The sequence below is a fragment of the Streptomyces sp. NPDC030995 genome, from assembly GCF_055571215.1.
The window spans coordinates 15426-41114 of the sequence record NZ_JBVIFS010000034.1 but is presented as its reverse complement, the minus strand read 5'-3'; the positions used below and the strand labels follow the sequence as shown (position 1 = coordinate 41114).

At 75.8% G+C, this 25689-nt stretch carries 16 protein-coding genes; 13 read left to right on the top strand and 3 right to left on the bottom strand.

Annotated elements, in window-relative coordinates; translation table 11 throughout:
* Nucleotides 1–311 precede the first annotated feature (311 nt).
* Genes ACZ45T_RS32875 through ACZ45T_RS32830 form a run of 10 tightly spaced genes read left to right on the top strand, consistent with a single transcriptional unit; the run spans nt 312 to nt 20628 of the window.
* Nucleotides 312–7214, top strand: coding sequence for an SDR family NAD(P)-dependent oxidoreductase (locus ACZ45T_RS32875; protein WP_468447793.1), 6903 nt, complete (start codon nt 312–314; stop codon nt 7212–7214).
* Nucleotides 7207–11859 carry a beta-ketoacyl synthase N-terminal-like domain-containing protein gene (locus ACZ45T_RS32870; RefSeq protein ID WP_468447792.1) on the top strand — a complete coding sequence of 1551 codons (4653 nt, stop codon included), beginning with the start codon at nt 7207–7209 and terminating at the stop codon, nt 11857–11859. Before ACZ45T_RS32875 ends, ACZ45T_RS32870 begins: the two co-directional genes overlap by 8 nt.
* Nucleotides 11849–12202, top strand: a complete 354-nt coding sequence (locus ACZ45T_RS32865; RefSeq protein WP_468447791.1) for an acyl carrier protein — start codon at nt 11849–11851, stop codon at nt 12200–12202. Before ACZ45T_RS32870 ends, ACZ45T_RS32865 begins: the two co-directional genes overlap by 11 nt.
* 7 nt (nt 12203–12209) lie before the next feature.
* Nucleotides 12210–13040 (top strand): alpha/beta fold hydrolase, encoded by an 831-nt coding sequence (locus ACZ45T_RS32860; protein ID WP_468447790.1) that lies wholly within the window; start codon nt 12210–12212, stop codon nt 13038–13040.
* Nucleotides 13037–14203, top strand: coding sequence for a glycosyltransferase (locus ACZ45T_RS32855; RefSeq protein ID WP_468447789.1), 1167 nt, complete (start codon nt 13037–13039; stop codon nt 14201–14203). The genes ACZ45T_RS32860 and ACZ45T_RS32855 overlap by 4 nt, the downstream gene beginning before the upstream one ends.
* Nucleotides 14200–16071: a class I SAM-dependent methyltransferase gene (locus ACZ45T_RS32850; protein ID WP_468447788.1), complete on the top strand. Its 1872-nt coding sequence runs from the start codon at nt 14200–14202 to the stop codon at nt 16069–16071. Before ACZ45T_RS32855 ends, ACZ45T_RS32850 begins: the two co-directional genes overlap by 4 nt.
* Entirely contained in the window at nt 16068–17093 is a 1026-nt protein-coding gene (locus tag ACZ45T_RS32845; protein WP_468447787.1) for a galactokinase, read from the top strand. The genes ACZ45T_RS32850 and ACZ45T_RS32845 overlap by 4 nt, the downstream gene beginning before the upstream one ends.
* 38 nt (nt 17094–17131) lie before the next feature.
* Nucleotides 17132–18427, top strand: a complete 1296-nt coding sequence (locus ACZ45T_RS32840; protein WP_468447786.1) for an alkaline phosphatase family protein — start codon at nt 17132–17134, stop codon at nt 18425–18427.
* An 11-nt stretch (nt 18428–18438) separates the two neighbouring features.
* Complete coding sequence (locus tag ACZ45T_RS32835; protein ID WP_468447785.1) at nt 18439–19695, top strand: MFS transporter; 1257 nt, start codon at nt 18439–18441, stop codon at nt 19693–19695.
* 9 nt (nt 19696–19704) lie between these two features.
* Nucleotides 19705–20628 carry an SDR family oxidoreductase gene (locus tag ACZ45T_RS32830; protein WP_468447784.1) on the top strand — a complete coding sequence of 308 codons (924 nt, stop codon included), beginning with the start codon at nt 19705–19707 and terminating at the stop codon, nt 20626–20628.
* Nucleotides 20629–20653: 25 nt separating this feature from the next.
* Here ACZ45T_RS32830 and ACZ45T_RS32825 read toward each other — a convergent pair whose 3' ends face one another.
* Complete coding sequence (locus tag ACZ45T_RS32825) at nt 20654–21733, bottom strand: enoyl-CoA hydratase/isomerase family protein (RefSeq protein ID WP_468447783.1); 1080 nt, start codon at nt 21731–21733, stop codon at nt 20654–20656.
* Between the two features lie 36 nt (nt 21734–21769).
* On the opposite strand from ACZ45T_RS32825, the gene ACZ45T_RS32820 reads away from it, so the two are divergent.
* Nucleotides 21770–22333 (top strand): dihydrofolate reductase family protein, encoded by a 564-nt coding sequence (locus tag ACZ45T_RS32820; RefSeq protein WP_468447782.1) that lies wholly within the window; start codon nt 21770–21772, stop codon nt 22331–22333.
* Here the strand turns inward: ACZ45T_RS32820 and ACZ45T_RS32815 are convergent.
* On the bottom strand, nt 22318–23154 hold the full coding sequence (locus tag ACZ45T_RS32815) for an AraC family transcriptional regulator (RefSeq protein ID WP_468447781.1): 837 nt from the start codon (nt 23152–23154) through the stop codon (nt 22318–22320). The two genes, ACZ45T_RS32820 and ACZ45T_RS32815, sit on opposite strands and share 16 nt — an antisense overlap.
* A gap of 66 nt (nt 23155–23220) precedes the next feature.
* Here ACZ45T_RS32815 and ACZ45T_RS32810 point away from each other — a divergent pair, with 66 nt between their 5' ends.
* Nucleotides 23221–24423 (top strand): MFS transporter, encoded by a 1203-nt coding sequence (locus ACZ45T_RS32810; RefSeq protein ID WP_468447780.1) that lies wholly within the window; start codon nt 23221–23223, stop codon nt 24421–24423.
* 42 nt (nt 24424–24465) lie between these two features.
* Here ACZ45T_RS32810 and ACZ45T_RS32805 read toward each other — a convergent pair whose 3' ends face one another.
* A complete protein-coding gene (locus tag ACZ45T_RS32805; RefSeq protein WP_468447779.1) occupies nt 24466–25026 on the bottom strand; it encodes a DUF6434 domain-containing protein in 561 nt (186 codons plus the stop codon).
* A gap of 33 nt (nt 25027–25059) precedes the next feature.
* On the opposite strand from ACZ45T_RS32805, the gene ACZ45T_RS32800 reads away from it, so the two are divergent.
* The gene (locus ACZ45T_RS32800) at nt 25060–25662 is read left to right on the top strand and encodes a hydrolase (RefSeq protein ID WP_468447778.1); all 603 of its coding nucleotides are present in this window, start codon (nt 25060–25062) and stop codon (nt 25660–25662) included.
* Nucleotides 25663–25689: the final 27 nt, after the last annotated feature.

The following is a 25689-nucleotide window of genomic DNA, read 5'->3' as shown; positions in this document are numbered from 1 at the left end:
CGGCCCGCCCGGGCGGGAATCGCCGCAGGCCACCGGCGGGGCCGGGGTCCGCCGTGGCTCCGCCCGGGGTGCGGCCCGGCCGGTCCGCGTGCACCGATGATACGAAGCACCGTACTCCGCATGGCTGTTGACAGTGCACGACGGCCACCGCACGATGCATCGCGGCGTGAGGGTGTTTGACCACTGTTCAAGCCCGCCGTCCCGGCGGCGGGCCGCCCTGCCGATGTGCGAGAGAGCCGCGCCCCCACCCCCTGTCGCCTCCCCGCATTTCCGTTCTCCCGTTCTTCCGTTCTTCCGTCCTGCACTGCGCCATGTCACACAGCACTGGAAGAGGAGCGCCCGTGAGCCCCCAGCCCCCGCAGTCCGCCGCCACCCGTGACCTCGTCGTCGCGGTCAGCCCCTTCGAGGAGCCCCACCCGCGGATCGTGACCGCCGCCGAACGCGCCGGGGCCCTCGGGCTGCTCGACCTCGGCCGGGACGCGAGCGCCGCGCGGCGCGGTTTCGCGGAGCTGGGCCGCCGGCTCGGCAGCGGTGGCCGGTACGGAGTGCGGGTGCCAGCCGGCTGCCCGGCCCGGCCCGAGGAGCTGCCCGCCGAGGTGGACACGGTCCTGCTCGCCGACCCCGCCTCGCACACCCCCGAGCAGGTGGCCGCGTGGGCCGCGGCGGCCGGGCGGCCCCGGGTGTGGGCGGAGGTCACCAGCCTGGCGGAGGCCACCACCGCCGTGGCCGCCGGGGCGGGCTCGCTCGTCGCCAAGGGCCACGAGGCCGGCGGCCGGGTGGGCGGGGCCACCACCTTCGTGCTGCTCCAGCAGCTGGTCGGGGACCCCGGAATCCGCGTACCCGTACGGGCCTACGGCGGGATCGGCCCGCACACCGCGGCCGCGGCCGTCGCGGGCGGAGCCGCCGGGGTGCTGCTCGACGTACAACTGGCCCTGACCGCCGAGGGCGAGGACGGACTGACGCGGGAAGTGGCGGCCGCGCTGCGGACGATGGACGGCTCAGAAACCCGACTGGCCGACGGCCACCGGGTGTTCGCGCGCCCCGACCTGACACCCCCCGAGGGTCCGGTGCCCGCCCTGCTCGGCTCCCGAGACCTGCGCGCGCAGCTCCTGCCCGTCGGGCAGGACGGGGCCTCGGCGGCCCGGCTGGCCGCCCGGTACCGGACCACCGGCGGCGTCCTCCAGGCCGTACGGGCGGCCATCCCCGGGCACCTGGCGGCGGCCGTACGGGCCCGCCCCCTCGGGCGGCCGCTCCCCGTCGCCCAGGGGCCGATGACCCGGGTCAGCGACCAGGCGGCCTTCGCAGAGGCGGTGGCCGCCGCGGGCGGGGTCCCGTACCTGGCCCTCGCGGTCATGGAGGGCCCCGACGTACGCCGGCTCCTGGCCGAAACCGCCGAACGGCTCGGGGAGCGCCCGTGGGGCGTGGGTCTGCTCGGCTTCGCCCCGCCCGAGCTGCGGCGGGAGCAACTGGCGGCCGTGACCGCGGCCCGCCCGCCGCACGCCGTCATCGCCGGGGGCACCCCGGCGCAGGCGGCCCCGCTGGAGGCGGCCGGGATCCGGACCCATCTGCACGTGCCCTCGCCGGGCCTGCTGGAGCGGTATCTCGCCGAGGGCGCCCGGCGGTTCGTCTTCGAGGGGCTGGAGTGCGGCGGACACGTCGGGCCGCGCGCCTCGTTCCCGCTGTGGGAGGAGCAGATCGAGCGACTGCTGTCCTGCCCCGAACCAGCGGCCCTGGACCTGCTGTTCGCGGGCGGGATCCACGACGAGCGGTCCGCCGCGATGGCGGTGGCGGCCGCGGCTCCGCTGGCCGAGCGGGGGGCGCGGGTAGGGGTGCTGATGGGCACCGCGTACCTGTTCACCGAGGAGGCCGTGGCGGCGGGCGCGGTACTGCCGGGCTTCCAGCGGGCGGCGGTGCAGTGCGCGGACACGGTGCTGCTGCGGACCGCGCCCGGGCACGCCACCCGCTGCGCGGCCACCCCGTACGCCGAGACCTTCGAGGCCACCCGGCGGCGGCTCGCGGAGAGCGGGGCCGCGCCGCGGGAGGTCTGGGAGGAGCTGGAACGCCTGAACCTGGGCCGCCTGCGCATCGCCGCCAAGGGCCTGCGGCGGGCCGGGCCGGATGACTCCGCCCGGCCGGGCGAGTCGGGCGCCGACGCGGCGGACCCCTCGGGCGGGGACCGGCTGCAGGCCGTGTCCGAGGAGCAGCAGTACAGCGAGGGGTTGTTCATGCTCGGGCAAGCCGCGACCCTGCGGTCCTCGACCACCACCGTTGCGGCGCTGCACGCCCAGGTGACCGAGGGGGCGACGCGGGTTCTGGAGCGGCGGGCCCGCGAGTTCACCCCGGCCGAGGCACCGGCGGGCGACCCGCTCGACATCGCCATCGTCGGCATGGCCTGCGCCTACCCCGGCGCCCCGGACCTCGCCGCCTACTGGGCCATGGTCCTCGCCGGGACGGACGCCGTGACCGAGGTGCCGGCCGAGCGCTGGGACCCGGAGCTCTACTACGACCCCGACCCGGCCCGGGCCGGCGAGCGCACCCCCTCCCGCTGGGGCGGATTCCTCGGCCCGGTGCCCTTCGACGCCCTCGCGCACGGCATCCCGCCCGCCTCCCTCGCCGGGATCGAGCCGGTCCAGCTGCTGGCCCTGGAGATCTCCGCGCGAGCCCTCGGCGACGCGGGCTACGGCAAGGACCGCGCCTTCGACCGCAGCCGGACCTCGGTGGTCTTCGGCGCGGAGGCCGGTACCGAACTGGCCGGCGCGTACGGGCTGCGCGCCCTGCACCCCGCCTACCTGGGCGAGCTCCCGCCCGCCCTGGACGAGCAACTGCCGCGGCTCACCGAGGACTCGTTCCCCGGGATCCTCGCCAACGTCATCGCGGGCCGGGTCGCCAACCGCCTCGACCTCGGGGGCGCGAACTGCACGGTCGACGCCGCCTGCGCCTCCTCCCTCGCCGCCCTGGACCTGGCCTGCCGGCAACTGCGCGACCGGGACAGCGACATGGTGATCTGCGGCGGCGCCGACGTGCACAACGGCATCAACGACTACCTGATGTTCTCCTCCGTCCGCGCCCTGTCCCCCGGCGGCCGCTGCCGGCCCTTCGACGCGGCCGCCGACGGGATCGCCCTCGGCGAGGGGGTGGGCGCGCTCGTCCTGAAGCGGCTCGCGGACGCGGAGCGGGACGGCGACCGGGTGTACGCCGTGATCAAGGCCGTCGGCGCCGCCAGCGACGGCCGGTCCCTCGGCCTGACCGCTCCCCGGCCGGAAGGCCAGCGACGGGCCCTGGAACGGGCCTACGCGCGGGCCGGCATCGCCCCCGGCGAGGTGGGCCTGATCGAGGCGCACGGCACGGGCACGGTGGTCGGCGACAGCACCGAACTGGCCGTGCTGAGCGATCTGTTCACCGCCTCCGGGGCGGCGGCCGGGTCCTGCGCCCTGGGCTCCGTGAAATCCCAGCTCGGGCACACCAAGTGCGCCGCCGGGCTGGCCGGGCTGATCAAGGCGGCCCGGGCCGTCCACGCGGGGGTGCGGCCACCGACCCTGCACATCGACACACCGAACCCGGCCTGGCACGCGGAGACCAGCCCCTTCTCCTTCGACACCGAGGCCCGGCCCTGGGCGGTGCCCGCGGAGCGGCGGATCGCGGGGGTGAGCGCCTTCGGCTTCGGCGGCACCAACTATCACGCGGTGCTGGCCGGTTACGGGGGCTCCCCGGAGCCCCGGCACGGCCTGGAGGAGTGGCCCGCCGAGCTGCTCTGCTTCCGCGGCGCGGACCGGAAGGCCGCCGGCCGGGCGATGGCGCGGCTGGCGGCCCGACTGGAGGAGAACGACATGGCCGGGCGCCCCTGGCCCCTCCGCGACCTGGCGGCGGAGGCCGCCGCGGACTCCGGCCCGGTCCAGGTGGCGGTCGTGGCCGCCGACCTCGACGAACTGGCGACCCGGCTGGAACGGGCCCGGTCCTTCACCCCGGGCCCAGGGGTCCACGTGACGGGGGACGCGGCGGACCCGGGCCTGACAGCGTTCCTCTTCCCCGGCCAGGGCAGCCAACGACCCGGAATGCTCGGTGAGTTGTTCATGGCATTCCCGGCCCTGCGCGGGCTCCTGGACTCGGCGCCGACGCCGGTGGTGTCGGCGATGTTCCCCCCGGCGGCCTTCACCGCACAAGGGCGGGCGGAGCAGCGGACGGCGGTCACCGACACCCGGGTTGCCCAGCCGGCCCTCGGGCTGGCGGGGGCGGCGGCGCACCTGCTGCTCGGCGAGCTGGGCGTAAGGCCGGACTGCGTGGCCGGGCACTCGTACGGGGAGCTCACCGCGCTGTGGGCGGCGGGCGTCTACGACACCGAGAGCCTGCTGCGGCTGAGTGCGCGCCGGGCCGAGGCGATCCTGGCGGCCGCCGGGGCGGATCCCGGGACGATGGCGGCGGTGTCCGCCGCGCCGGACGAGGTACGGGAGATCGCGGCCGGCGCCGGGTGCGTGGTGGCGAACCACAACGCCCCCCGGCAGTGCGTGATCTCGGGCCCGACCGCGGCCGTCGCCACGGCGGTGTCGGAGCTGCGCGAGACGGGCCTGTCCGCGGAACCGATCCCCGTGGCCTGCGCCTTCCACAGCAAAGTGGTGGCAGAAGCGGCGACCGCCCTCACCGCAGAACTGGCGGCGACGGAAGTATCCGCCCCCCGCATCCCCGTCTGGTCGAACACCACGGCCGCCCCCTACTCACCATCCACCGACGACGTACGAGGCCTTGCGGCCCGCCAGGTCGCGGAGCCGGTCCGGTTCGTGGACCAGGTGGAGGCCATGTACGCGGCCGGAGTCCGGACCTTCGTGGAAACGGGGCCCGGGCGGGTGCTCAGCTCCCTCATCGGCCGGATCCTGTCCGACCGCCCGCACACGGTGGTGCCGCTGGACGTGCCGGGCGAGCACGGCCTGGTCCGGCTGGTCACGGCGCTGGCGGAGCTGACCGCGGCGGGCGTGCCGATCGCGCCGGAGGCGCTGTTCCGCGGCCGGACCTCCCCCCTCCCGGACCGCGCTCCGCGCCGACCGGGCTGGCTGGTGGACGGCCACCTGGTCCGCACCGCGGAGGGCACCCCGGTCGAAGGAGGCCTCCAACCGGCCCGCCGGGTGCCTCCAACGATGCCGGCGGGTGGGACTTCGGCTTCAAGCCCCTCTCCCTCATCGGACCGGCGCGAGGAGGCAGTCCTGGAATACCTCCGCAGCACCCGCGAACTGGTAGAGGCCCAGCGGCACATCATGCTCGGCTACCTGGGCACGCCTGCGGGTGAGCGGCCCTGGCCCGACGGCCCGGGCGGTTCCGGCGGGGCCGGGAGCGTGTCGGGGCGATCCCCGCAGGGCGCCGAACACAACACCGCCGCAATCCCCGACCCCTCGCCACGTTCGGCGCCCGAGGAGACGCCCCGGCGCGCGCCCGGCCCCGACGGAACCGCCCCCACCGCAGCCGCTCCCACCCCCCGTACCGCCGAGCAGGTCATGGAAGCCGTCCTGGAGATCGTCCACACCCGGACCGGATACCCCCGGGACATGCTCGACCCCGAACTCGATCTCGAAGCGGACCTCTCCATCGACTCCATCAAGCGCGTGGAGATCATCGGGGCCCTGGCCGACCGGATCGGCCTCCCCCAAGACCCGGGCGGCTCCACCGAGTCCGCGGTCGAGGAACTGTCCCGGATCAAGACCCTGCGCGGAATCGTCGACTGGGTCACCTCCCACACGCCCGACCCCCCGGCCCCCGCCCCGGACTCCGCCGCGCCCGCCGCGCCCCCCGCGCCCCCGGCGCCCGCCGCACCCCCGGTCACCCGGCTCCGGGTGGACACGGTCCCCGTACCACTGGCGGCCACGGACCCGGACGCCCTCCGCGGCCTGCGCATCGGCATCGTCGAGGACGGCCAGGGCCTGGCACTCACCCTCGTCGCGGCCCTGGACGCGCTGGGCGCCGAGGCGAAGGTCCTGCCCGACCCCGAGCCCGGGTTCGACGGGATCGTCGATCTGACCGCCCTGCGGCCGGGATCCGAGCCCGTGCTGCCCGACGCCTTCCCGGGGCTGCGGCGCACGCTGACCGGCGGGACGCACCGCCTGCTCCTCGTCACCATGCCCGGCACCCCCGGCACTCCCGGCGTCGGCCTGCACGGCTTCGCCCGCAGCGCGGCCCTCGAATTCCCCGGCACGCTGATCCGCGCGGTGCAGATCCACCCCAAGGAGGCCCCCGAACAGCTCGCGGCGCAGCTCCTCGCCGAGCTGAGCAACGACGCACCCGACGGCCCCGCTTCCGTCGGGTACACGGCCGAAGGAACCCGCATCACCCGCAGCCCGATACCCGCTCCGCTCGCCACCCCGGCGGGAGCCAGACGGCCCCTCGACCGGGACTCGGTGGTCCTCCTCACGGGCGGGGCCCGCGGGATCACCGCCCGCACGGCCCTCGCACTGGCCCGCGCCACCGGATGCCACGTCGAGCTGATCGGGCGCACACCCCAACCCCCCGCCGAAGCCGATGACTTCGGGCAGGCCCAGGACCGGGTCGCGCTGCGCGCGGCCCTGATCGCCGCAGGGCTCCGTACACCCGTCGAGATCGAGGCGACGGCCACGCGGATCCTCGCCGAGCGCGAGGTACGGGCCACCCTGGCCGCCCTCGCCACGGCGGCGGCCTCCGTCCGCTACCACTGCGCGGACGTCACCGACGAGCGGGCCGTACGGGCCGTGGTCGCCGACGTCCGGGCCCGGCACGGCCGGCTCGACGGCATCGTGCACGGCGCCGGGATCCTGCGTGACGGACTGCTGCGCGACAAGCAACCGGCCGACTTCGCCGAGGTGTTCACCACCAAGGTGACCGGCGCCCGCCACCTGGCCGCCGCGGCGGCCGAGCACGGCACGGCGCCCGCGCCGCGATTCCTGGCGCTGTTCGGCAGCGTCGCCGGCGTGTACGGCAACCGCGGCCAGAGCGACTACGCCGCGGCCAACGACGCCCTCGACGGCCTCGCCCACACCTGGGCGGAGTCCTTCCCGGGCCGCGTGCTGTCCGTCGACTGGGGCCCCTGGGCGGCGGAGGCGGGCGGGATGGTCACCCCCGAGCTGGAGCGTGCGTACGCCCGGCGCGGCATCCCGCTCATCGCCCCGGACGCGGGCACCGGCGCGTTCCTCGACGAACTCGCGCACGGGACCGACGTACAGGTGGTCCTGATGGCGCGGGAGGGCGGCGGCGATGAGTGAGCCGCAGCGGCGCGGGCCCCGCCCGACGGACGCCGCGATCGTCGGGATGGGCGCCGTCTTCCCGGGGGCCGCCGACCTGGCCGGGTACCGGCGCAATCTCTTCGCCGGTACGGACTCCATCGGCGACGTCCCCCCGGGCCGCTGGGATCCGGAGGTGTACTACGACCCGGACGGCGCCACCGGCCCGGCGAGCGGCGACCGGTTCTACTGCCGGCGCGGCGGCTTCGTCGACGGCCTCGCCGCCTTCGACCCGACCCGGTTCGGGATCATGCCGGCCGCCGTGGAGGGCGCCGAGCCGGATCAGATGCTGGCCCTGCACGCGACGGCCGAGGCCATCGCCGACGCGGGCGGTGAGGAGCGGCTGCCGGGCGACCGCTCGCGGATCGGGGTGGTGCTGGGGCGCGGCGGGTTCATGGGCGTGGCCACGGCGCGGCTGGACCAACGGGTGCGTACGGCTCACCAGTTGGCGCAGACCCTGCGGGAGCTGGCGCCGGAGCTGGGCGAGCGGCGGATCGCAGCGGTGCGGTCGGCGTTCCAGGAGGCGCTCGGTCCGGAGCGGCCGGAGGCGTCGATCGGGCTGGTGCCGAGTTTCACCGCCGCCCGGACGGCGAACCGGCTGGACTTCCGCGGCCCCGCCTACACCCTGGACGCGGCCTGCGCCTCCTCGCTGCTGGCGGTGGACCAGGCGGTGGGGCTCCTGGCCACGGGGCGCTGCGACGCGGTGGTCGCCGGGGCCGTCCACCACTGCCACATCGCGACGCTGTGGAGCGTGTTCACGCAGTTGCGGGCGCTCAGCCCGAGCGAACGGATCCGGCCCTTCGACCGCCGGGCCGACGGGACCCTGCTGTCCGAGGGCACCGGGGTGGTGCTGCTGAAGCGGCTGGCGGACGCGGAGCGGGACGGCGACCGCGTGTACGCGGTGATCCGCGGGACGGGCGTGGCCGGGGACGGCCGCGCGGCGAGCCTGATGAGCCCCCTCGTCGCGGGCCAGGTGCAGGCGCTGGAGCGGGCCTGGCGGGAGGCCGGTCTGGATCCGCGGGCGCCGGGCGCGCTCGGGCTGCTGGAGGCACACGGCACCGGTACCCCGGTCGGGGACGCGGCCGAACTGGACACGCTGGCCCAGGTGTTCGGCCCGCCCGAGCCGGGGGGCCGGCCCGGGATCGGCTTCGGCTCGGTGAAGTCGATGCTCGGGCACACCATGCAGGCCTCGGGCATGGCGGGGCTCATCAAGGCCGCCCTCTCCGTGCACGAGGGGGTGCTGCCGCCGACCCTGCACTTGGAGGAGCCGCACGCGGACCTGGCACGGACCCGGATGCGGCCCCTGGCGGCGGCGGAGCCGTGGGAGCGCGGGCGGGAGCCCCGCCGGGCCGGGGTCAACGCCTTCGGCTTCGGCGGGATCAACGCGCACGTGGTGCTGGAGGAGGCCCCGGCGGCCCGAACCGGGTCGGGGGCACGCCCGGCGGCTGCGGTGCGGCGCTTCCTGCCGCTGGGGGCCGCGGCCGCGCCCGTCGGGCCGGTCGCGGGGGGCGGCGTACTCCTGATCGGCGCGGACACGCCCGGGGAGCTGTCGGCCAGGCTGGCTTCCGGTTCCCCGGTGTCCGGCGGTGACGGGCCCTGCCGGGTCGCGGTGGTCGGGCCGACGCCACAACGGCTCGCGCTGGCCGCGAAGGCGGTGGCGCGCGGCCGGCCGTGGCGGGGCCGTGGCGACGTGTGGTTCACGCCGCAGCCGCTGGGCGGCCGGGTGGCGTTCCTGTTCCCGGGCCTGGAGCCGGAGTTCGCGCCCGTGGTGGACGACGTGGCGGACCGGCTCGCGCTGGCGGCGCCCCGGCTCACCCGCGGCTCGTCCCTGGTGGAGCGGGCCCTGGACGCGATCGCCACGGGCCGCTTCTTCGCCCGGGTCCTGCCCGGGCTCGGCATCGAGCCGGACGTGCTGGCGGGCCACAGCCTGGGCGAGTGGGCGGCGATGGTGGCCGCCGGGATGTATCCGCAGGAGGCCGCCGACACCTTCCTGGACTCACTGCGGCCCGGCGACCTGCTGGTCCCGGATCTCGTGTACGCGGCGCTGGGCTGCGGTGCCCGGCGGGCGGAGGCGGCGCTCCACGGCATGGACCGGGTCGTGGTGAGCCACGACAACTGCCCGCACCAGTCGGTGATCTGTGGCGATCCGGACCAAGTGGCCGCCGTGGTCGCGCGGTTGCGCGCCGACGGGGTGCTCGGCCAGGAGCTGCCGTTCCGTTCGGGCTTCCACACCCCGATGTGGGAGCCGTACCTGGGCCAGGTCCGCGCCGCCTTCGGACGGCTGCCGCTGCGGGCCGGTTCCCTGCCCGTCTGGTCGGCGACCACGTGTGCGCCGTTCCCCTCCGCGCCCGGTGACGTACGGGAGTTGGTGGTGCGCCACCTCCTTGAGCCGGTCCGCTTCCGGGAGTTGACGCTGCGGCTGTACGAGGAGGAGGGCGTGCGCAGCTTCGTCACGCTCGGCCCCGGGAGCCTGCCGGGATTCGTCGAGGACACCCTGCGCGAACGCCCGCACCTCGCGGTGTCCACCTCCTCTCCCCGGCTCTCCGGCCTGGCGGCGCTCAACCGCACCTGCGCCGCGCTGTGGGCGGAGGGACACACCCCGCGCTGGGACCGCCTGGCGGAGGCCGATGCGGGCGGCTCGGCCGATGCCACTGCGGGCGGCTCGACGGACTCCTCCGGCCCGGCGGCCGGCCGCCTCGGCCACCCGCCCGCACCCACCGGCAGCGGCTCCGGCCGTGCCGCCGGCCCAGGCTCCGGCTCCGGCTCCGGCCGTGTCGTGTCGCTGGACCTGGGTTCGCCGCTGGTCCGGCTCGGCGAGGCGTCCCGGGCCTCCCTCTCCGGCCTCCTGACACCGACACGGCCGACACCGCCCACACCGCCCACACCGCCCACACCGGCGGAGCCACCCGGCACTCGGCCCGTTCTGCTGTCCGCCCTGGACGCGGTCCTCGCCGAAACGGGCGCGGCCGCCCGGAGCGTCACCGAGGCCTGGTCGGCGGCCGCGCCAGACCCGGGCAGCCGCGGTTCGGGAAGGGCCACGGGGAAGGAACGCCTGCGGATCTCGCTCGCCGCGCTGCCCTACGTACGGGACCACTGCGTGTACCTCCAGCCCGACGGCTGGCCGGAGGACTCCGACCGGTTCCCCGTCGTGCCCATGACCACCATGCTGGAGCTGGCCGCGGACGCCGCCCGGCGCCACGCCCCGCCCGGCCTCGCCGTCGTCGGCTACGAGGACGTACGGGCCCTGCGGTGGCTCGCCGTCGAGCCGGCCGTCGACATCGACGTCGAGGTCACCGCCGTCGGTGACGGGCCCGGCCGGATGCGCGTCGCCCTCGGGGAGTACGCCTCCGTGGTCGTGCTGTTCGGCGAGCGGTACGCGCAGCCGTCCGCGCCCGACGACACTCCCCTGCGCGACCCCGGGGCCGCCCCCGTCAGCGCCGCGGCGCTCTACCGCGACCGCTGGATGTTCCACGGGCCCCGCTTCGCGGGGGTCCACGAGGTGCGGGCCGTCGGCTCGGACGGCATCCAGGGGGTCCTGCGGGCTCTGCCCGACCCGGGCGCGCTGCTCGACGCCGCCGGGCAGCTGTTCGGTCACTGGATGCAGCTGCGGCTCCCGGTGGACCGGCTGGTGTTCCCGGCCACCGTGGACCGCATCCGGTTCTGCGGCCCCCCGCCGGCCCCGCGGGAGCTGGTCGCCGCGACGGCCCGGATCCGGGAGGTGCACGAGGTCACGGTGCGCGGCGACCTCGAACTGCGCCGCGCCACCGGGGAGGTGTGGGCGCGGATCGAGGGGTGGACGTACCGCCGGTTCGGCGCCGACGAGCGGGTCTGGCCGATGAAGTTCACCCCCGAGGTGTGCGGCATCGGCGAACCCCGGCCGGAGGGCTGGTGCCTGGCCCGGCGACGCTGGAGCGATCCCGCCTCGCAGGAGCTGGTGATGCGCCGCTACCTCGGCGCCGCCGAACGGGCGGCCTACGAGCGGCTGTCGCCGCGCGCCCGGGCGCCCTGGCTGCTGGGCCGGATCGCGGCCAAGGACGCGTTGCGCGGGCTGCTGTGGGACGCCGGGGCGGGGCCGGTGTTCCCGGTGGAGGTGCCGGTGGGCAACGACCCGGCCGGCCGGCCGCTGGCCGAGGGTCCGCTGACCCGCGGTTTCCGGCTGTCGATCGCCCACAAGGACCGGCTCGCGGTCGCGCTGGCCCACCCCGCCCGGTCGGTCGGCATCGACGTGGAGCCGGTGACCGGCGACCCGGACGCACTCATCCGCATCGCCCTCGGGCCTGACGAACTCCGCCTCGCCGAACGGCTCGCGGCCCGTGAGGGCGCCGGCCTGGCGGCCGCGCTCACCGCCCTGTGGTGTGCCAAGGAGGCCGCCGCCAAGGCGGAGGGCGACGGGCTGCGCGGCCGGCCGCGGGACTGGCGGGTGGCCGACGACCCGGATTCCGGCGGCCTGCTGGTGACCTCCCCGGGCGGGCACCGGTACCCGGTCCGGACCGCACGGCTCACCGCCACCGCGCCCACCACCCTGACGACCGACCCCGCGCTCGACCACGTCGTCGCCTGGACCGCCCACCCGGCGGCGCCCTCCCCCGTCCCCTTCCCCCTCACGGAGACCCGTCATGGCACCTGACATCCTCGCCGAGATCACCCGCATGCTCGTGGAGATCGTCGGCGACGAGTACCTGCTCGCCGAGGAGGTCACGATGAAGACGACGTTCAACGAGGATCTCGCCCTGGAGAGCATCGAGTTCGTCGCCCTCGCCGAGCTGCTCCACCACCGCTACGGAGCCGAGGTGGACCTGATGGGCTTCCTTGCGGAGAAGGACATGGACGCCATCCTGGCCATGTCCGTCGGTGAACTCGTCACGCACATCGGCCGGATCACGCACGCCTCCCTCGCCCGTACGGCGACCGCCCCGGCGACCTCCGCCGCCACCGCCGCGTCCGCCGCCTCCGCCGCCACCGTCGGCTGAGCCCGCCATGGCCTTCGTACGCGCGGGATCCCTGCGCTTCCACGTCCAGCGGCTCCCGGCCACCGCCGGCGCCGACGCCCCCGACCGGCCCGTCGTCGTCTTCCTGCACGGACTGGTCGTCGACAACCTGTCCTCCTTCTACTGTCCTCTGGCCATGCCGGTGGCCCGGTCCGGGCACGAGGCCGTCCTCTACGATCTGCGCGGCCACGGCCGCACCGAGCGTCCGGCCGCCGGCTACGACAGCCGCACCGCCGTACGGGACCTCCTCGCGCTGCTCGGCGCGCTGGACCTCGGGCGGCGCCCGGTCCACCTGGTCGGCAACAGCTACGGCGGGACCCTCGCCCTGCACGCCGCCCTGGCCCGGCCCGACCTCGTCACGGGGCTCACGCTCCTCGAACCCCCGCTCGGCGGAGCCTGGGTGGAGAACATGCTGGACACCCTGTCGGCCGCCGCGCTCAGCCTGGAGGACAGCCCGGTACCCGCCGAGCTGCTCACCCTGCGCCTGCGCAAGGCCGCCAACCTCACGGCCATCGCCGACGACCTCCTCAACCGCACCTCGCTCATCGACGACATCGCCGCGAGCCGCACCTTCGCCCCGGCCGACTACGCCCGGCTGCGCTGCCCGGTGCTGATCATCTGCGGCGAGCACTCCGAACTGGTCCCCGGCGCCCGGGAACTGGCCCGCCACGCCCCGCACGGCGCGCTGCGGATCCTGCCGGGGCTGGGGCACGACGTCCTGAAGGAGAGCAGCGGGGCCCTACGGGAAGCCGTGCTCGCCCATCTCGACGCGACGGCCGTGGTGGCGGCGCGGCCGCGGGTGGGAGCGCTGGTCCCATGAGGGTGCTGTTCACCGTGCCGCCGCTGGCGGGGCACGTCAATCCGACCGTGGCCGTCGGGGCCGAACTGGCCGCCCGGGGGCACGAGGTCGCCTGGACGGGGCCGGCCGAGCCGCTGGCCCGGCTGCTGCCCGCGCGGGCCCGGATCCTGCCGGCCGGCGAGGAGGCGGGCGGAGAGGGCTATCCGGCGCTCCACGAACGCTGGCGGGATCTGCGCGGGGTCGGGGCACTGCGGTTCCTGTGGGAGGAGACGCTGGTGCCGCTGGCCCGGGCGATGGTGCCGGGGGTGACTCGAGCCGTGCGCGCCTTCGGTCCGGACGTGATGGTCGCCGACCAGCAGGCCCTGGCCGGAGCGCTGGTGGCGCGGCGGCTCGGCGTCCCCTGGGTGACGTCCGCCAGCACATCGGCCGAACTCACCCGGCCCTTCGCGGACTTCCCGAAGGTCGGGGAGTGGGTGGCCGGGCAGCTCTCCGGCCTGCTCGCGGAGTTCGGGGAGGCGTCGGACGCGGACTGGGACCCGCGGTTCTCGGAGCGGCTGGTGCTGGTGTTCTCCACTCCCGAGCTCGTGGGAACGGCCGGGGATCCGCCGCCGCACCACGCCTACGTCGGCCCGGCCTTCGGGGCCCGGCCGGACCAGCCCGGATTCCCCTGGCAGCGCCTCGACCCGGCGCGGCGACGGGTGCTCGTGTCCCTGGGCACCCTCAACCAGGAGGCCGGGGGGCGCTTCTACCGCGCCGTGCTGGGGGCCGCCGAACGGCTCGCCGAAGACGTCCAGTTGGTGCTGGCGGCGCCCTCCGCACTGGTCGGGCCCGCGCCGGAGCACGTACTGCTCCAGGAACGGGTGCCGCAGCTCGAACTGTTGCCGCACCTGGACGCGGTGGTGTGCCACGGCGGCCACAACACCGTCTGCGAGACCCTCGCGTACGGGCTGCCGCTCGTCGTCGCCCCGATCCGGGACGACCAGCCGATCGTGGCCCAGCAGGTGGTGCGGGCCGGGGCCGGGGTCCGGGTGCGGTTCGGCCGGACCCGGGCCGAGGAACTGCGTGACGCGCTCACGGCCGTGCTGGACGACCCCGGCCCCCGCCGGGCCGCCCGGCGGATCCAGGCCTCATTCGCCGCGGCGGGCGGGGCCGCCGCCGCGGCCGACCGGTTGGAGAAGCTATGACCCCACCCCCGCGTTCCCGGGTCCGGTGGACCTCCGCGGTGTTGCTGGCCGCGCTCGGCGCGGGCACCGTACGCGCCGGACGCCGGCTGCGGGCGATCCCCGTGCTGCCGGTGAGTCCGGCCGCCGCGGCGGCCGGCGTGCCGCGCGCCGCCGGCTGGCGGCTGCTCACCGCCCGGGGGGTCGAGCCCGACGCGGCCACCTTCCTCGCCGCCTGCGCGCACGCCGAGCGGGAGGGGCTGCGGGTGCTGGACCTGCTGCCCGCGGACCTGGCCACCGAGCGGGCGCTGGGGCTGCTGCGCCTGGTCGACCCCGCCCGTTACCGGCAGGACCGGCTCGGCGAGGGGCGCGGGGCCGGGTTCGCCGTGCTCGTCGCCGAGGAGGTGCTGGCACGGGCCGGGGTGGATCCAGGCGGATCGCGCCCCGGTCCGGCCGAACTCCTCGCGCTCACCCGCCGTTTGAAGGAGTACGCCGCCGACGCCACGGGCCTGGCCATCGCCCCCGGCCTGAGCTGCGGAAGACCCGAGGAGACCGGGGGGCCGGCCCGGGCCGCCGAGCTGCGGGCCCAGGGGCTGCCGCCGGGGGCGCTGGCCGCCGCGCAGCTCGGCGGGCTCGCGCTGCTGGCGGGGGTCGCCGCGCGCCAGGGCCGGTGGGGCGCCGCCGCAGCCGGGCTGTACTGGCTCCAGCCGTACCTGGCCCTCGGCGGGCCGGACTCCCCGCTGCGGCCCGCCGATCTGGCCCGGGCCACCGCCGCCCGGCCGGCGCGCTCCCTCGGCGCCGCCCTGCGTACGGCAGCGGCCGCCGGGCGGATCCCGTCCGGCCGGGACTCCGCCGCGGACGCCGCGCGGGCCGCCGCCTACCGGGAGGAACTGGCCGCGGGCACCGAGCAGTTCCTGGAGCCGCGCCGCCCGGACTGCCCGTGGTGCGGCTCCCGCCGGCTCACCGTCCGGGTCCGCGTGCCCGACCTGCTCCAGGGCAAGCCCGGCCGGTTCACCCTGGAGCAGTGCGAGGCCTGCGGGCACGTCTTCCAGAACCCCCGACTGACCCTGGAGGGGCTGGAGTTCTACTACCGTGACTTCTACGACGGGCGCGGCGGCGAGGGCGCGGGCACGGTCTTCGGCAGGCTCGGCGCCGCCTACCGGGGGCGGGCCGAGATGCTCCTCCCGCACACCGACCCGGCGTCCTGGCTCGATGTGGGCACCGGGCACGGCCACTTCTGCAATGCGGCGCGGGCCGTCTGGCCGCGGACCCGGTTCGACGGGCTCGACATGGGCGACGGGGTCCGCGAGGCCGAGCGCCGCGGCTGGGTGGAGACCGGATACCAGGGCCAGTTCCCGGAGTTCGCGTCGAAACTGGCGGGCCAGTACGAGGTGGTCAGCATGTACCACTATCTGGAGCACACCCGGGATCCGCTCGCCGAGCTCGACGCGGCGGCGGCCGTGCTCGCCCCCGGCGGGTACCTGACCATCGAGTTGCCCGATCCGGAGTCACGGATGGCGCGGCTCCTCGGCCCGGCGTGGCTGCCCTGGTTCCAGCCCCAGCACCAGCACCTGGTGCCCGCCGCGAACCTGCGGGAGGCGCTGGCCGACCGGGGGTTCACCGTCCTGACCGAGGAGCACGGCCCCGCCCACCAGGGCAACGACTTCTTCGGCGCGGTGGCCCTCACGGCGACACGGCTGGCCCCGGACCCGGACCGGCCGTGGGGTCCCCCGGCCACGCCCCGCGCCCGGGCCCTCGCCGGCGCCGTACGGGTGGCCGCGCTGCCGGCCTTCGCCGGCGCGGCGGTGCTCGACGCGCTGCGCACGGTGGCGGCGCGGCGTACGGACGGCGGGAACGCCTACCGGATGCTGGCCCGCAAGGACGTCCGATGACGGCCGCGGCCCGCACGGGCAGCACAGGCACAGGCACGGGCACGGGCACGGGCACGGGCACGGGCACGGGCGCAGCGGAACTCGGCGACCCCGCCGGAGGCGGCGGCCTGGCGCGGCGGGCCACCGCCGATCCGCTCTTCCGGCTCGTCGCCTACGCCCTGGAGGCCGCGCACGGGCGGCCCCCGGCGGCCGTGTGGAGCGCCCCGTACGCCTTCCACCTGGGCTCCCCCGGGCTGGTCGCGGCGGCGGGCTGGCCCACGGCCGCCGCCGCGGCCCCGCGCACCGACGGGCTGGTGCGGCTCAGTTCCCTCGCCCATCCCGCGGACAGCTGCGATCTGCCGCTGACCCTGACCGGGCCGCCGCCCGACGCCCCCGACTGGGCCGTGCGGCCGTACGCCGTGCTGCGGGCGCTGGCCCGGGCCGGTTACGGCCGGGGCGGGACCGACCTGCACGTACAGGGCTCGCTCACGGGGGCAGCCGGGCTGGCCACGGCGGAGCCCGCCGAGTGCGCGGTGGCGCTGGCGGTGGCCGACGTACACACGGGGGCGGGCGAGCGGCGGCCGGACCGCGCGCGGCCCGACCGCGCCGAGCCCGATCGTGCGCAGTTGGCCCGGCTGCTGGCCGACGCGCTGCCGGACGGGGACGACGGGCTGCGCCGGGCGGTGTTCTTCGCCCGGCCCGGGCGGGCCCTGCTGCTGGGTGCGGAGCCCCGGCGGCGCCGGCGGTACGTCGCCTTCGACCCGGCCTCCTCGGGAGCGCGGCTGGTGCTGGTGGCCGTGCGCGGCGAGGCCGCGGACCGGCCCGGGCAGCTGAAGCGCGCCCTGGCCCGGGCCCAGCGGGCCGGGGCGCAGTGCGCGTGGCCGCCCGGGCCGGAAGCGGGGCGCAGTGCGCTGGTGCTGCTGCCCGAGGCACGACTGACGGCGGTGCGGGCCGCGGTCGCGGAGGACTTCCGCGACCGGGGGCGGCCCGTACCGCGCTTCCTGAACATCGCCGTGGCCGGTGCGGCGCGGCGCGAGGAATGACACCGGGCCGCAGGACCCACAACAAGGAGGAATCACCCATGTCCACCCCCTCACCCAGGGCCGGGCTCAGACGCCGGGCCCGCTGGTCGGCGCTCGTGGCCGGACTCGGCACGATCGGCCTGCTGGGCGCCTTCACCGTGGCCAACTCGCAGGCGGCGGAGGGAACCACCGCCGCCGGGACGGCCCAGGCCGCCGCGGCGACCGCGGCCGCGCTGCCGGCGTACGACCACGTGGTGGTCGTCGTGTACGAGAACAAGCAGTACGGGGAGATCATCGGCAGCGCGAACGCCCCGTACATCAACCAGCTGGCGAACGGCGGCGCGAGCCTGACCGGCATGAAGGCGCTGACCCACCCCAGCCAGCCGAACTACTTCAACCTCTTCTCCGGCGCCACGCAGGGCATCACGGGCGACGGCTGCTACACGCCGCAGTCGATGACGGCGCCGAACCTCGGCCAGGAGCTGATCGCGGCCGGCAAGACCTTCGCGACGTACAACGAGGACCTGCCGAGCGAGGGGTCCACAGCCTGCACGAACGGGCAGTACGCGCAGAAGCACAACCCGTGGTTCGCCTTCAAGAACGTGCCGCTGAACACCGGGAAGACCTGGACGCAGTTCCCGCAGAACAACTTCGGGGCGCTGCCGGACCTCTCCTTCATCGTCCCCAACCAGTGCAACGACATGCACTCGTGCTCGGTCGGCACGGGGGACACCTGGACGAAGAACAACATCGATGCCTACGCGCAATGGGCGAAGGCCAACAACAGTCTGCTGGTCCTCACTTGGGACGAGGACAACTACCTGGGCTCGAACCAGATCGCCACCGTCTTCTACGGCGCCAAGGTCAAGACGGGCACGTACACGACGGCCTTCAACCACCACCACCTGCTGCGGACCTTCGAGGACCTCTTCGGTACGGCGACGCACGCGGGCAACGCGGCCAACGTCCAGCCGATCAGCGAGGTGTTCGACGCCTCGACGGACCCCACACCCACACCGACCCCCACGCCCACGCCCACTCCGACCCCTACTCCGACCCCGACGCCCACTCCGACCCCCACCCCGACCACCGGTGACCTGAAGCTGGCCAACCCCGGCCCGCAGACCTGCAAGTTCAACCAGTCCTGCACGATCCAGCTCACCGCCACCGGCGGCAAGCCTCCGTACCGGTACGCGGCCACCGGCCTGCCCTGGGGCCTGACGGTCGACGCCGGATCCGGACGCATCTCCGGCAAGCCCTGGGGCAGCGGCACGCTCCAGATCACCGCGACCGCCACCGACTCCACGGGCGCGACCGTGACCGCCGCGTTCCCGCTCACCGTCAACTGGTTCTGAGGGAGGCATCCGTGTACCTGTCGACCAGCCGCGCCGCGGACATCGCCGGGGAAACCCCGGCTCCGAAAGGCCCGCTGCGGGCCGTCCCCGGCACGGTGTTCGCGCTCGGACTGGTCAGCCTGGTCACGGACGTCTCCGCGGAGATGGTCACCGCCGTCCTGCCGCTGTACCTGATGGCCGGACTCGGTATGTCCCCGCTCGCGTTCGGCGCCCTGGACGGTCTTCACCAGGGCGCCACCGCGCTGCTGCGGCTCGCGGGCGGCCGGATCGCGGACCGCACCCGTCGCCGCAAGCTCGTCGCGGGCGCCGGCTACGCGCTGTCCGCCGTGTGCAAGGCGGCGCTGCTCGCCGCGACCACCCCCTGGTCGGTGGCGGCGGTGCTCGCCGCCGACCGGACCGGCAAGGGGCTGCGCACCGCCCCGCGCGACGCGCTGATCTCGCTGTCCTGTCCCCCGGAGGAGCAGGGCCGCGCCTTCGGGGTGCACCGCGCGCTGGACACGGCGGGCGCGCTGCTGGGGCCGCTGGCCGCGTTCGGGGTGCTGTGGGTGGCGGTGGACGGGTACGAGGCCGTGTTCACGGTGAGCTGCTGCATCGCCGTACTGGGGGTGGTGCTGCTCGCGCTCTTCGTACGGGAGGCACCCGCGCCCGCGCCGTCCGCCGCCGCCACCCGGGCTCCGCTGCCCCCCGTCGCCACGCTCCTGAGGCTCCCCGGCCTGCGCCGGCTGTGCCTGACCGCCGCCGTGCTCGGCCTGTTCACCGTCGGCGACGCCTTCCTCTATCTGCTGCTCCAGCGTCGGCTCGCACTGTCCGCCGGGTACTTCCCGCTGCTGCCCGTGGGCACGGCGGCCGTGTTCCTGCTGGCCGCGCTGCCCGTCGGCCGGCTCGCCGACCGGCTGGGCCGCCACCGGGTCTTCCTCGGCGGGCACGTGCTGCTGCTCGCCGGCTGCCTGCTGCTCCTGGCCCCGGTGCCGGCCGGGGCGGTGCTGGTCATCGGCGTGCTCACGCTGCTCGGCCTGTTCTACGCGGCCACCGACGGGGTGCTGATGGCCGCCGCCGGACCGCTGCTCCCGGCCGAGCTGCGCACCACCGGGCTCGCGGTGCTGCAGACGGCGCAGGCGCTGGCCCGGTTCGGGGGTTCCCTGCTCTTCGGGGCGGCCTGGACCCTGTGGGGACCGGGCCCGGCGCTGGGCCTGGCGGCGGGCGGGCTGCTGCTGTCCTTGGTGGCGGTCGCCGTGTTCGGCGGGCCGCGGGCGAGGGGGACGTCGTAGGGTCGGGGCATGCCGGAAACACAGCGGACTCTCGAAGGCAGGGTGGCCCTCGTGGCCGGGGCGACGCGCGGCGCGGGCCGGGGCATCGCGGTCCAGTTGGGCGCGCAGGGCGCGACCGTGTACGTGTCGGGGCGCAGTACCCGGGGCAGGCGCTCGGAGTACGACCGGCCCGAGACGATCGAGGAGACGGCCGAGCTGGTCACCGCGGCGGGCGGTCGGGGGATCGCCGTGGTCGCCGACCATCTGGTGCCGGGTGAGGTGGAGTCGCTGGTCCGGCGGATCGATACCGAGCAGGGGCGCCTGGACGTCCTGGTGAACGACGTCTGGGGCGGGGAGCTGCTCTTCGAGTGGGACAGCACGGTCTGGGAGCACGACCTGGACAAGGGCCTGCGGCTGATGCGGCTGGCCGTGGAGACCCACGCCATCACCAGCCATTTCGCCGCGCCTCTGCTGCTGCGCGAGCCGGGCGGGCTGGTGGTGGAGATGACGGACGGCACCGCCGAGTACAACGCGAGCCGCTACCGGGTGTCGTTCTTCTACGACATCGCCAAGTCCTCCGTGCTGCGGATGGCGTTCGCGCTGGGGCACGAGCTGGGGCCGCGCGGGGCCACGGCGGTGGCGCTGACCCCGGGCTGGCTGCGCTCGGAGATGATGCTGGACAACTTCGGCGTGACGGAGGCGAACTGGCGGGACGCCCTGGCCAAGGTCCCGCACTTCGGCATCTCGGAGACCCCGTCGTACGTGGGCCGGGCGGTCGCGGCGCTCGCCGCGGACCCGGAGGTGGCGCGCTGGAACGGCCAGTCCCTGTCCAGCGGGCAGCTCGCGCGGGTCTACGGCTTCACGGACCTCGACGGCAGCCGCCCGGACGCCTGGCGCTACATGGTCGAGGTCCAGGACCCGGGCCTCCCGGCGGACGCCTCCGGCTACCGCTGAGCCTCCGGCGGCTTGGAGGTCCGGCTCAGCCGCGGCTGAAGTCGCCCTCGGGCAGGCGTAGTTCGCGGTCCTCCCCGAGCGGGGCGAAGAACCGCTCCACGTCCGCGCCGGTGACCTCGGCCAGGGTGGGCGGGTCCCAGCGCGGGGAGCGGTCCTTGTCGATGACCTGGGCCCGGATGCCCTCCACGAGGTCGGGCGAGCTCAGCGCGTTGCAGGAGACCCGGAACTCCTGGGCCAGCGCCCGTTCCAGCGTGCCGAGGTCCGCGGCCCGGCGGACGGCGGCGAGGGTGACCTTGAGGGCGGTCGGGGACTTGGCCAGGATGGTCTCGGCGGCCTCCTTGGCCGCCGGCTCGCCCTGGTCGAGCAGCCGGTCCACGATCTGCTCGACGGTGTCCGCCGCGTAGCAGTGGTCGATCCAGGGCCGCCGGTCGGCGAGTTGACCGGGCTCGGGCGTGGCGGCGTACCGCGGCACCACCTCGTGGGCGGGGGCCGCGCCGAGTTCGGCGGTGAGCTCCGGGAGCCGGTGGGCCGGGACGAAGTGGTCGGCGAGCCCGCACAGCAGCGCGTCGGCGGCGCCGACCGCGGCGCCGGTGAGGGCGAGGTGGGTGCCGAGCAGGCCGGGCGCGCGGGCGAGCAGCCAGGTCCCGCCGACGTCGGGGACGAAGCCGATGCCGGTCTCGGGCATGGCGACGCGGGAGCGCTCGGTGACGATGCGGACGCCGCCGTGGGCCGAGATCCCGACGCCGCCGCCCATGACGATGCCGTCCATGAGGGCGACGTACGGCTTGGGGTAGCGGGCGATGCGGGCGTTGAGCCGGTACTCGTCGCGCCAGAAGCCGGCGGAGGCGGTGTTCCCCGCCTTGGCGTCGTCGTGGATGGCCCGGATGTCCCCGCCCGCGCACAGGCCGCGCTCGCCGGCCCCCCGGATCAGGACCTGGTGGACGGCGGGGTCTCCGGCCCAGGCGGCGAGGGCCTCGTCGATCCGCAGCACCATGGGGTGGGTGAGCGCGTTGAGGGCCTTGGGGCGGTTGAGGGTGACCACCCCGGTCCGGCCCTCGATGTGGAGCAGGACGGTGTTCGCGGCGGTGTCGTCTTCGGCATTCACAGCGATCAGTATGGCCGCGGCGTAGGCTCAGCCGGTATGCGGAAGATCATTCTCATGATGGGGGTGTCCCTTGACGGATACATCGAAGGTCCCGAACGCGAGATCGACTGGCACGTCGTGGACGACGAGCTGCACCAGTACTTCAACGACGAACTCCGCACGATGGGCGCCTTCCTGAGCGGCCGCGTCACGCACGAGCTGATGGCCGACTTCTGGCCGACGGCCGACGCCGACCCCGCGAACGCCGGGCCCATGGCCGAGTTCGCCGGCATCTGGCGGGACATGCCGAAGTACGTCTACTCGCGCACCCTGAAGCAGGCCGACTGGAACACCACGATCGTCCGGGACGTCGTTCCGGCGGAGGTCGCCGCTCTCAAGGCGGAACCCGGCGGCGACATGGCCCTGAGCGGCGCGGACCTCGCCGCCGCCTTCCTGCGCCAGGACCTGGTGGACGCGTACCACATCTGTGTGCACCCGGTGCGGATCGGCCGCGGCAAGCCCCTGTTCCCGCCCGTCGACAGCGGCCGGGTGCCGCTGCGCCTCGAAAGCACGCGCACCTTCGGCAACGGGGTCGTACTCCTGCGCTACGGCCGCCCGTAGGCTCCGGGCGTCTGCCCGAAGGCCCTGCGGAAGACGTCGATGAACGCGCTCGCGGACGACCACCCGCAGCGGTGCGCGACGGCGGTCACCGGGGTGCCCTCGGCCAGCAGGCGCAGCGCCCGGTGCAGCCGCAGCTGGGTGCGCCACTGCGGGAAGGTCATGCCCAGCTCGGCGCGGAACAGCCTGCTCAGCGTCCGCTCGCCGGCCCCGGCCCCCGAGGCCGTGGCGAGCGCCGCCAGCCCCCTCGGGTCGGCGGGATCCTCGTGCAGCAGCGCGCACACCGCGGCGAGCCGCGGGTCGGCGGGGGCGGGCAGGTGCAGGGGCTGCAACGGCGAGGCCCGCAGCTGGTCGAGGAGCACCGCGAGCAGCCTGCGCCGTTCGGGACTGTCCTCCTCGGGGGCCCGGGTGTAGGCGAGGATCAGCTCGCGCAGCAGCGGGCCGACGGCGATGACGGCCGGGGCGTCCAGGGCCAGCGGGTTGAGGCGGGTCGGCAGGCCCACGGAGTGCAGGTCGGCACGGCCGAACCCGCGGTGCGCGTGCACCGTCCCGGCCGGGATCCACAGGGCCCGGGTCGCGGGGGCCACCCAGGTCCCGGCGTCGGTGGTGATGGACAGCACCCCGGAGCCGGCGTAGGCGATCTGGTGGTCGTCGTGGTGGTGCGGGTCGATCCCGACGTCGGTGTCGAGCTCGCGGATGCTGGTCGCGGCTCGCGGGGTGTGGCGGATGCCCGCGCGGTCCCGGTGGGCGGCGCGGTCCTGTTGGCCCTGTTGGCCTGGCCGGCCCTGTGTGCCCTGCTGGCCCTGCTGGCGGATTTTCTGCATCACCCGGCAATTTATCGGAAGCGGCACGCTCCCGGCGAGGGCGATCCTCGATCGGTGAAACCAGAGATGCGAACAACCCCGCTGCGGCGCCGCACCGCCGCCTTCTCGGCCGGCCACTCCTGTGTGGACGTCTACCAGGGCGCCGTCGCCGCGCTCGTGCCCTTCCTCGTGGCGGAGCGTGCGTACGGGTACGCCGCCGCCTCCGGCATCGTGCTCGCCGCCTCCTTGCTCTCCTCCGTGGTCCAGCCGCTCTTCGGAATCCTGACCGACCGTCGACCGATGCCGTGGCTGATACCGCTGGCCACAGCCGCCGCCGGGACCGGCATCGCGCTGGTCGGGCTGGACGCCGGCTACGCGGCGACGGTGGCCGCCGTGGCCCTCTCCGGGCTGGGCGTCGCCGCCTACCACCCGGCGGCCGCCCGGCTGGTCCGCGCCACGGTGGGCGGGGCCGGGCACACGGCGATGAGCTGGTTCGCGCTCGGCGGCAACATCGGCTTCGCCTGCGCGCCGCTGCTGGTCGCCGCCGCCCTGGCGGTGCCCGGTCCGGCCGGCTGGTGGCTGCTGGCCCTCCCCGCCGCGCTCGGCGTGCTCCTGAGCCGGCCGCCCGCCCGGACCGGAGCGGCCGCCTCCCCCGCCGACCGGCCGGCCGCGGCCCCCGTGGCCGCCCCGGAGGAGAACCGGCCGGCCTTCCTGCGGCTGTCCCTGGTCGTGATCGTCCGGTCCGTCGTCTTCACCGGCCTCAGCACCTTCGTCGCCCTGTACGTACGCGAGCGCGGCGGCGGTGAAACCGCGGGAGCCGTGGCCCTGTTCGCCCTCTTCGCGGGCAGCGCCGGCGGCACCCTGCTCGGCGGCCGGCTGGCCGGGCGGTGGGGCCGGGTGACCACCGTCCGGCGGGCCTATGCCGCCGCCGTGCCCGCCGTGGCCGGGATCCTCTTTCTGCCACTGCCGCTGGTGTACGTCTGCGCGGCGCTCGCCGCCGTCGCGCTGTACGTGCCCTTCTCCCTCCAGGTCACCCTCGGCCAGGACTACCTCCCGACGCGCATGGGCACGGCCAGCGGGGTCACCCTCGGCCTGACCGTCAGCGTCGGCGGCCTCGCGAGCCCGCTCATCGGCGCCGCCGCGGACGCCGCCTCGCTGCACACCGCCCTGCTGCCGCTGGCCGCCCTGCCCGTCCTCGCGTGGGCGCTGGCCCGACGTCTGCCGGAACCGGCGGACCCCTCTGCGGAACCCGCACCACGGACCGTGGCCACGACGAAACCGGCCGCCTGAGCCCCGCCCGGGCGTGTGACCCCTTGACCCGGACCTCGTGGCTCAGTCGCGGGGGCGGGCCCGGTGGGCCTGCCAGGCGGCGAGGGCCTCGGTGCGGGCGCCGCCGGGGTGCCGGGCGTGCCAGGCGCGCAGGAACCGGTTGAAGTCGAACTGGGCACCCACCTCCTGGGGTTCGGCTGCCTGCGTGCGGGTGTCGTGCCAGTGGGCGACGGCCTCGGCGAGGGTGTGGCCCGCATGCTGGGCGACGTACTCCCGCATGAAGGCGTCGAAGTGGAACCCGGGGCCGATCTCCCGTACGAAGAACTCCCGCAGCACCTGGCTGCACCGCTGTCCCTGTGGGATCACGGTCGCGCCGTCGACCGGGGCGGCGAGCTGTCGCCCGGCGCGGCGGGCCGCGGGGGCGGGCGGGGCGGCGGGGGCGGGGAGACCGTCGAGCGCGGCGGCGAGCCGGGCCGTGACGGCGGCCTTGCCACCTCCGGCCGACAGGCCCATCTCCCGCGCCAGCGCGCTCAGCTCGGCCAGCGTCCAGTACCAGCGCGCCAGCTCCGCCCCGGTCAGTGCCGGGGTCAGGGCGGGCCGGGACTCCCCCGTATTCGTACTCACGTTCCCATTGTATGGCGTTGCAGGCTTGACCAAATGTCCCATAACGTCGGGAAGATGACCGCCGACCCGAACCGCCTCACCCTCGGCCAGGACACCGCCCTGGTCCTCATCGACCTCCAGACGGGCATCCTGGCCCTGCCCACCGCCAAGCCCGCCCCCGACATCCTCGAGAAGGGCATCGAGCTCGCGGCGGCGTTCCGCGCCCACCGGCTGCCCGTGGTCCTGGTCAAGGTGGCCTGGTCGCCCGACGGCGGCGACCTGCCCACCGCCAACGTGGACCGCCCGGGTCCGGCCGCCGCCCCGCCCGCCGCGTTCTCCGAGATCCCCGCCGAACTCGCCGCCCTCGCCGACGTGGTCGTCACCAAGCGCCACTGGGGCGCCTTCACCGGCACCGAGCTCGACCTCCAGCTGCGCCGCCGCGGCATCCACCGCATCGTGCTGGCCGGCATCTCCACCAGCGTCGGCGTCGAATCCACCGCCCGCACGGCGTGGGAGCTCAGCTACGACCTGGTCTTCGCGGAGGACGCCACCGCTGACATCGACGCCGATTCCCACGCCCACAGCTTCGGCAAGATCTTCCCGCGCATCGGCAAGGTCAGCACCACCGCAGAGGTCATCTCGGCCCTGGATTCCTGACCCGCGGCCGCGACGGCGACCGGCCAC

Excerpts from the sequence above, each read along its gene's own strand:
- ACZ45T_RS32875 (WP_468447793.1), top strand. The coding sequence starts at position 312 with ATGTCACACAGCACTGGAAGAGGAGCGCCCGTGAGCCCCCAGCCCCCG.
- ACZ45T_RS32870 (WP_468447792.1), top strand. The coding sequence starts at position 7,207 with ATGAGTGAGCCGCAGCGGCGCGGGCCCCGCCCGACGGACGCCGCGATC.
- ACZ45T_RS32865 (WP_468447791.1), top strand. The coding sequence starts at position 11,849 with ATGGCACCTGACATCCTCGCCGAGATCACCCGCATGCTCGTGGAGATC.
- ACZ45T_RS32860 (WP_468447790.1), top strand. The coding sequence starts at position 12,210 with ATGGCCTTCGTACGCGCGGGATCCCTGCGCTTCCACGTCCAGCGGCTC.
- ACZ45T_RS32855 (WP_468447789.1), top strand. The coding sequence starts at position 13,037 with ATGAGGGTGCTGTTCACCGTGCCGCCGCTGGCGGGGCACGTCAATCCG.
- ACZ45T_RS32850 (WP_468447788.1), top strand. The coding sequence starts at position 14,200 with ATGACCCCACCCCCGCGTTCCCGGGTCCGGTGGACCTCCGCGGTGTTG.
- ACZ45T_RS32845 (WP_468447787.1), top strand. The coding sequence starts at position 16,068 with ATGACGGCCGCGGCCCGCACGGGCAGCACAGGCACAGGCACGGGCACG.
- ACZ45T_RS32840 (WP_468447786.1), top strand. The coding sequence starts at position 17,132 with ATGTCCACCCCCTCACCCAGGGCCGGGCTCAGACGCCGGGCCCGCTGG.
- ACZ45T_RS32830 (WP_468447784.1), top strand. The coding sequence starts at position 19,705 with ATGCCGGAAACACAGCGGACTCTCGAAGGCAGGGTGGCCCTCGTGGCC.
- ACZ45T_RS32820 (WP_468447782.1), top strand. The coding sequence starts at position 21,770 with ATGCGGAAGATCATTCTCATGATGGGGGTGTCCCTTGACGGATACATC.
- ACZ45T_RS32815 (WP_468447781.1), bottom strand. The coding sequence starts at position 23,154 with ATGCAGAAAATCCGCCAGCAGGGCCAGCAGGGCACACAGGGCCGGCCA.
- ACZ45T_RS32810 (WP_468447780.1), top strand. The coding sequence starts at position 23,221 with ATGCGAACAACCCCGCTGCGGCGCCGCACCGCCGCCTTCTCGGCCGGC.
- ACZ45T_RS32800 (WP_468447778.1), top strand. The coding sequence starts at position 25,060 with ATGTCCCATAACGTCGGGAAGATGACCGCCGACCCGAACCGCCTCACC.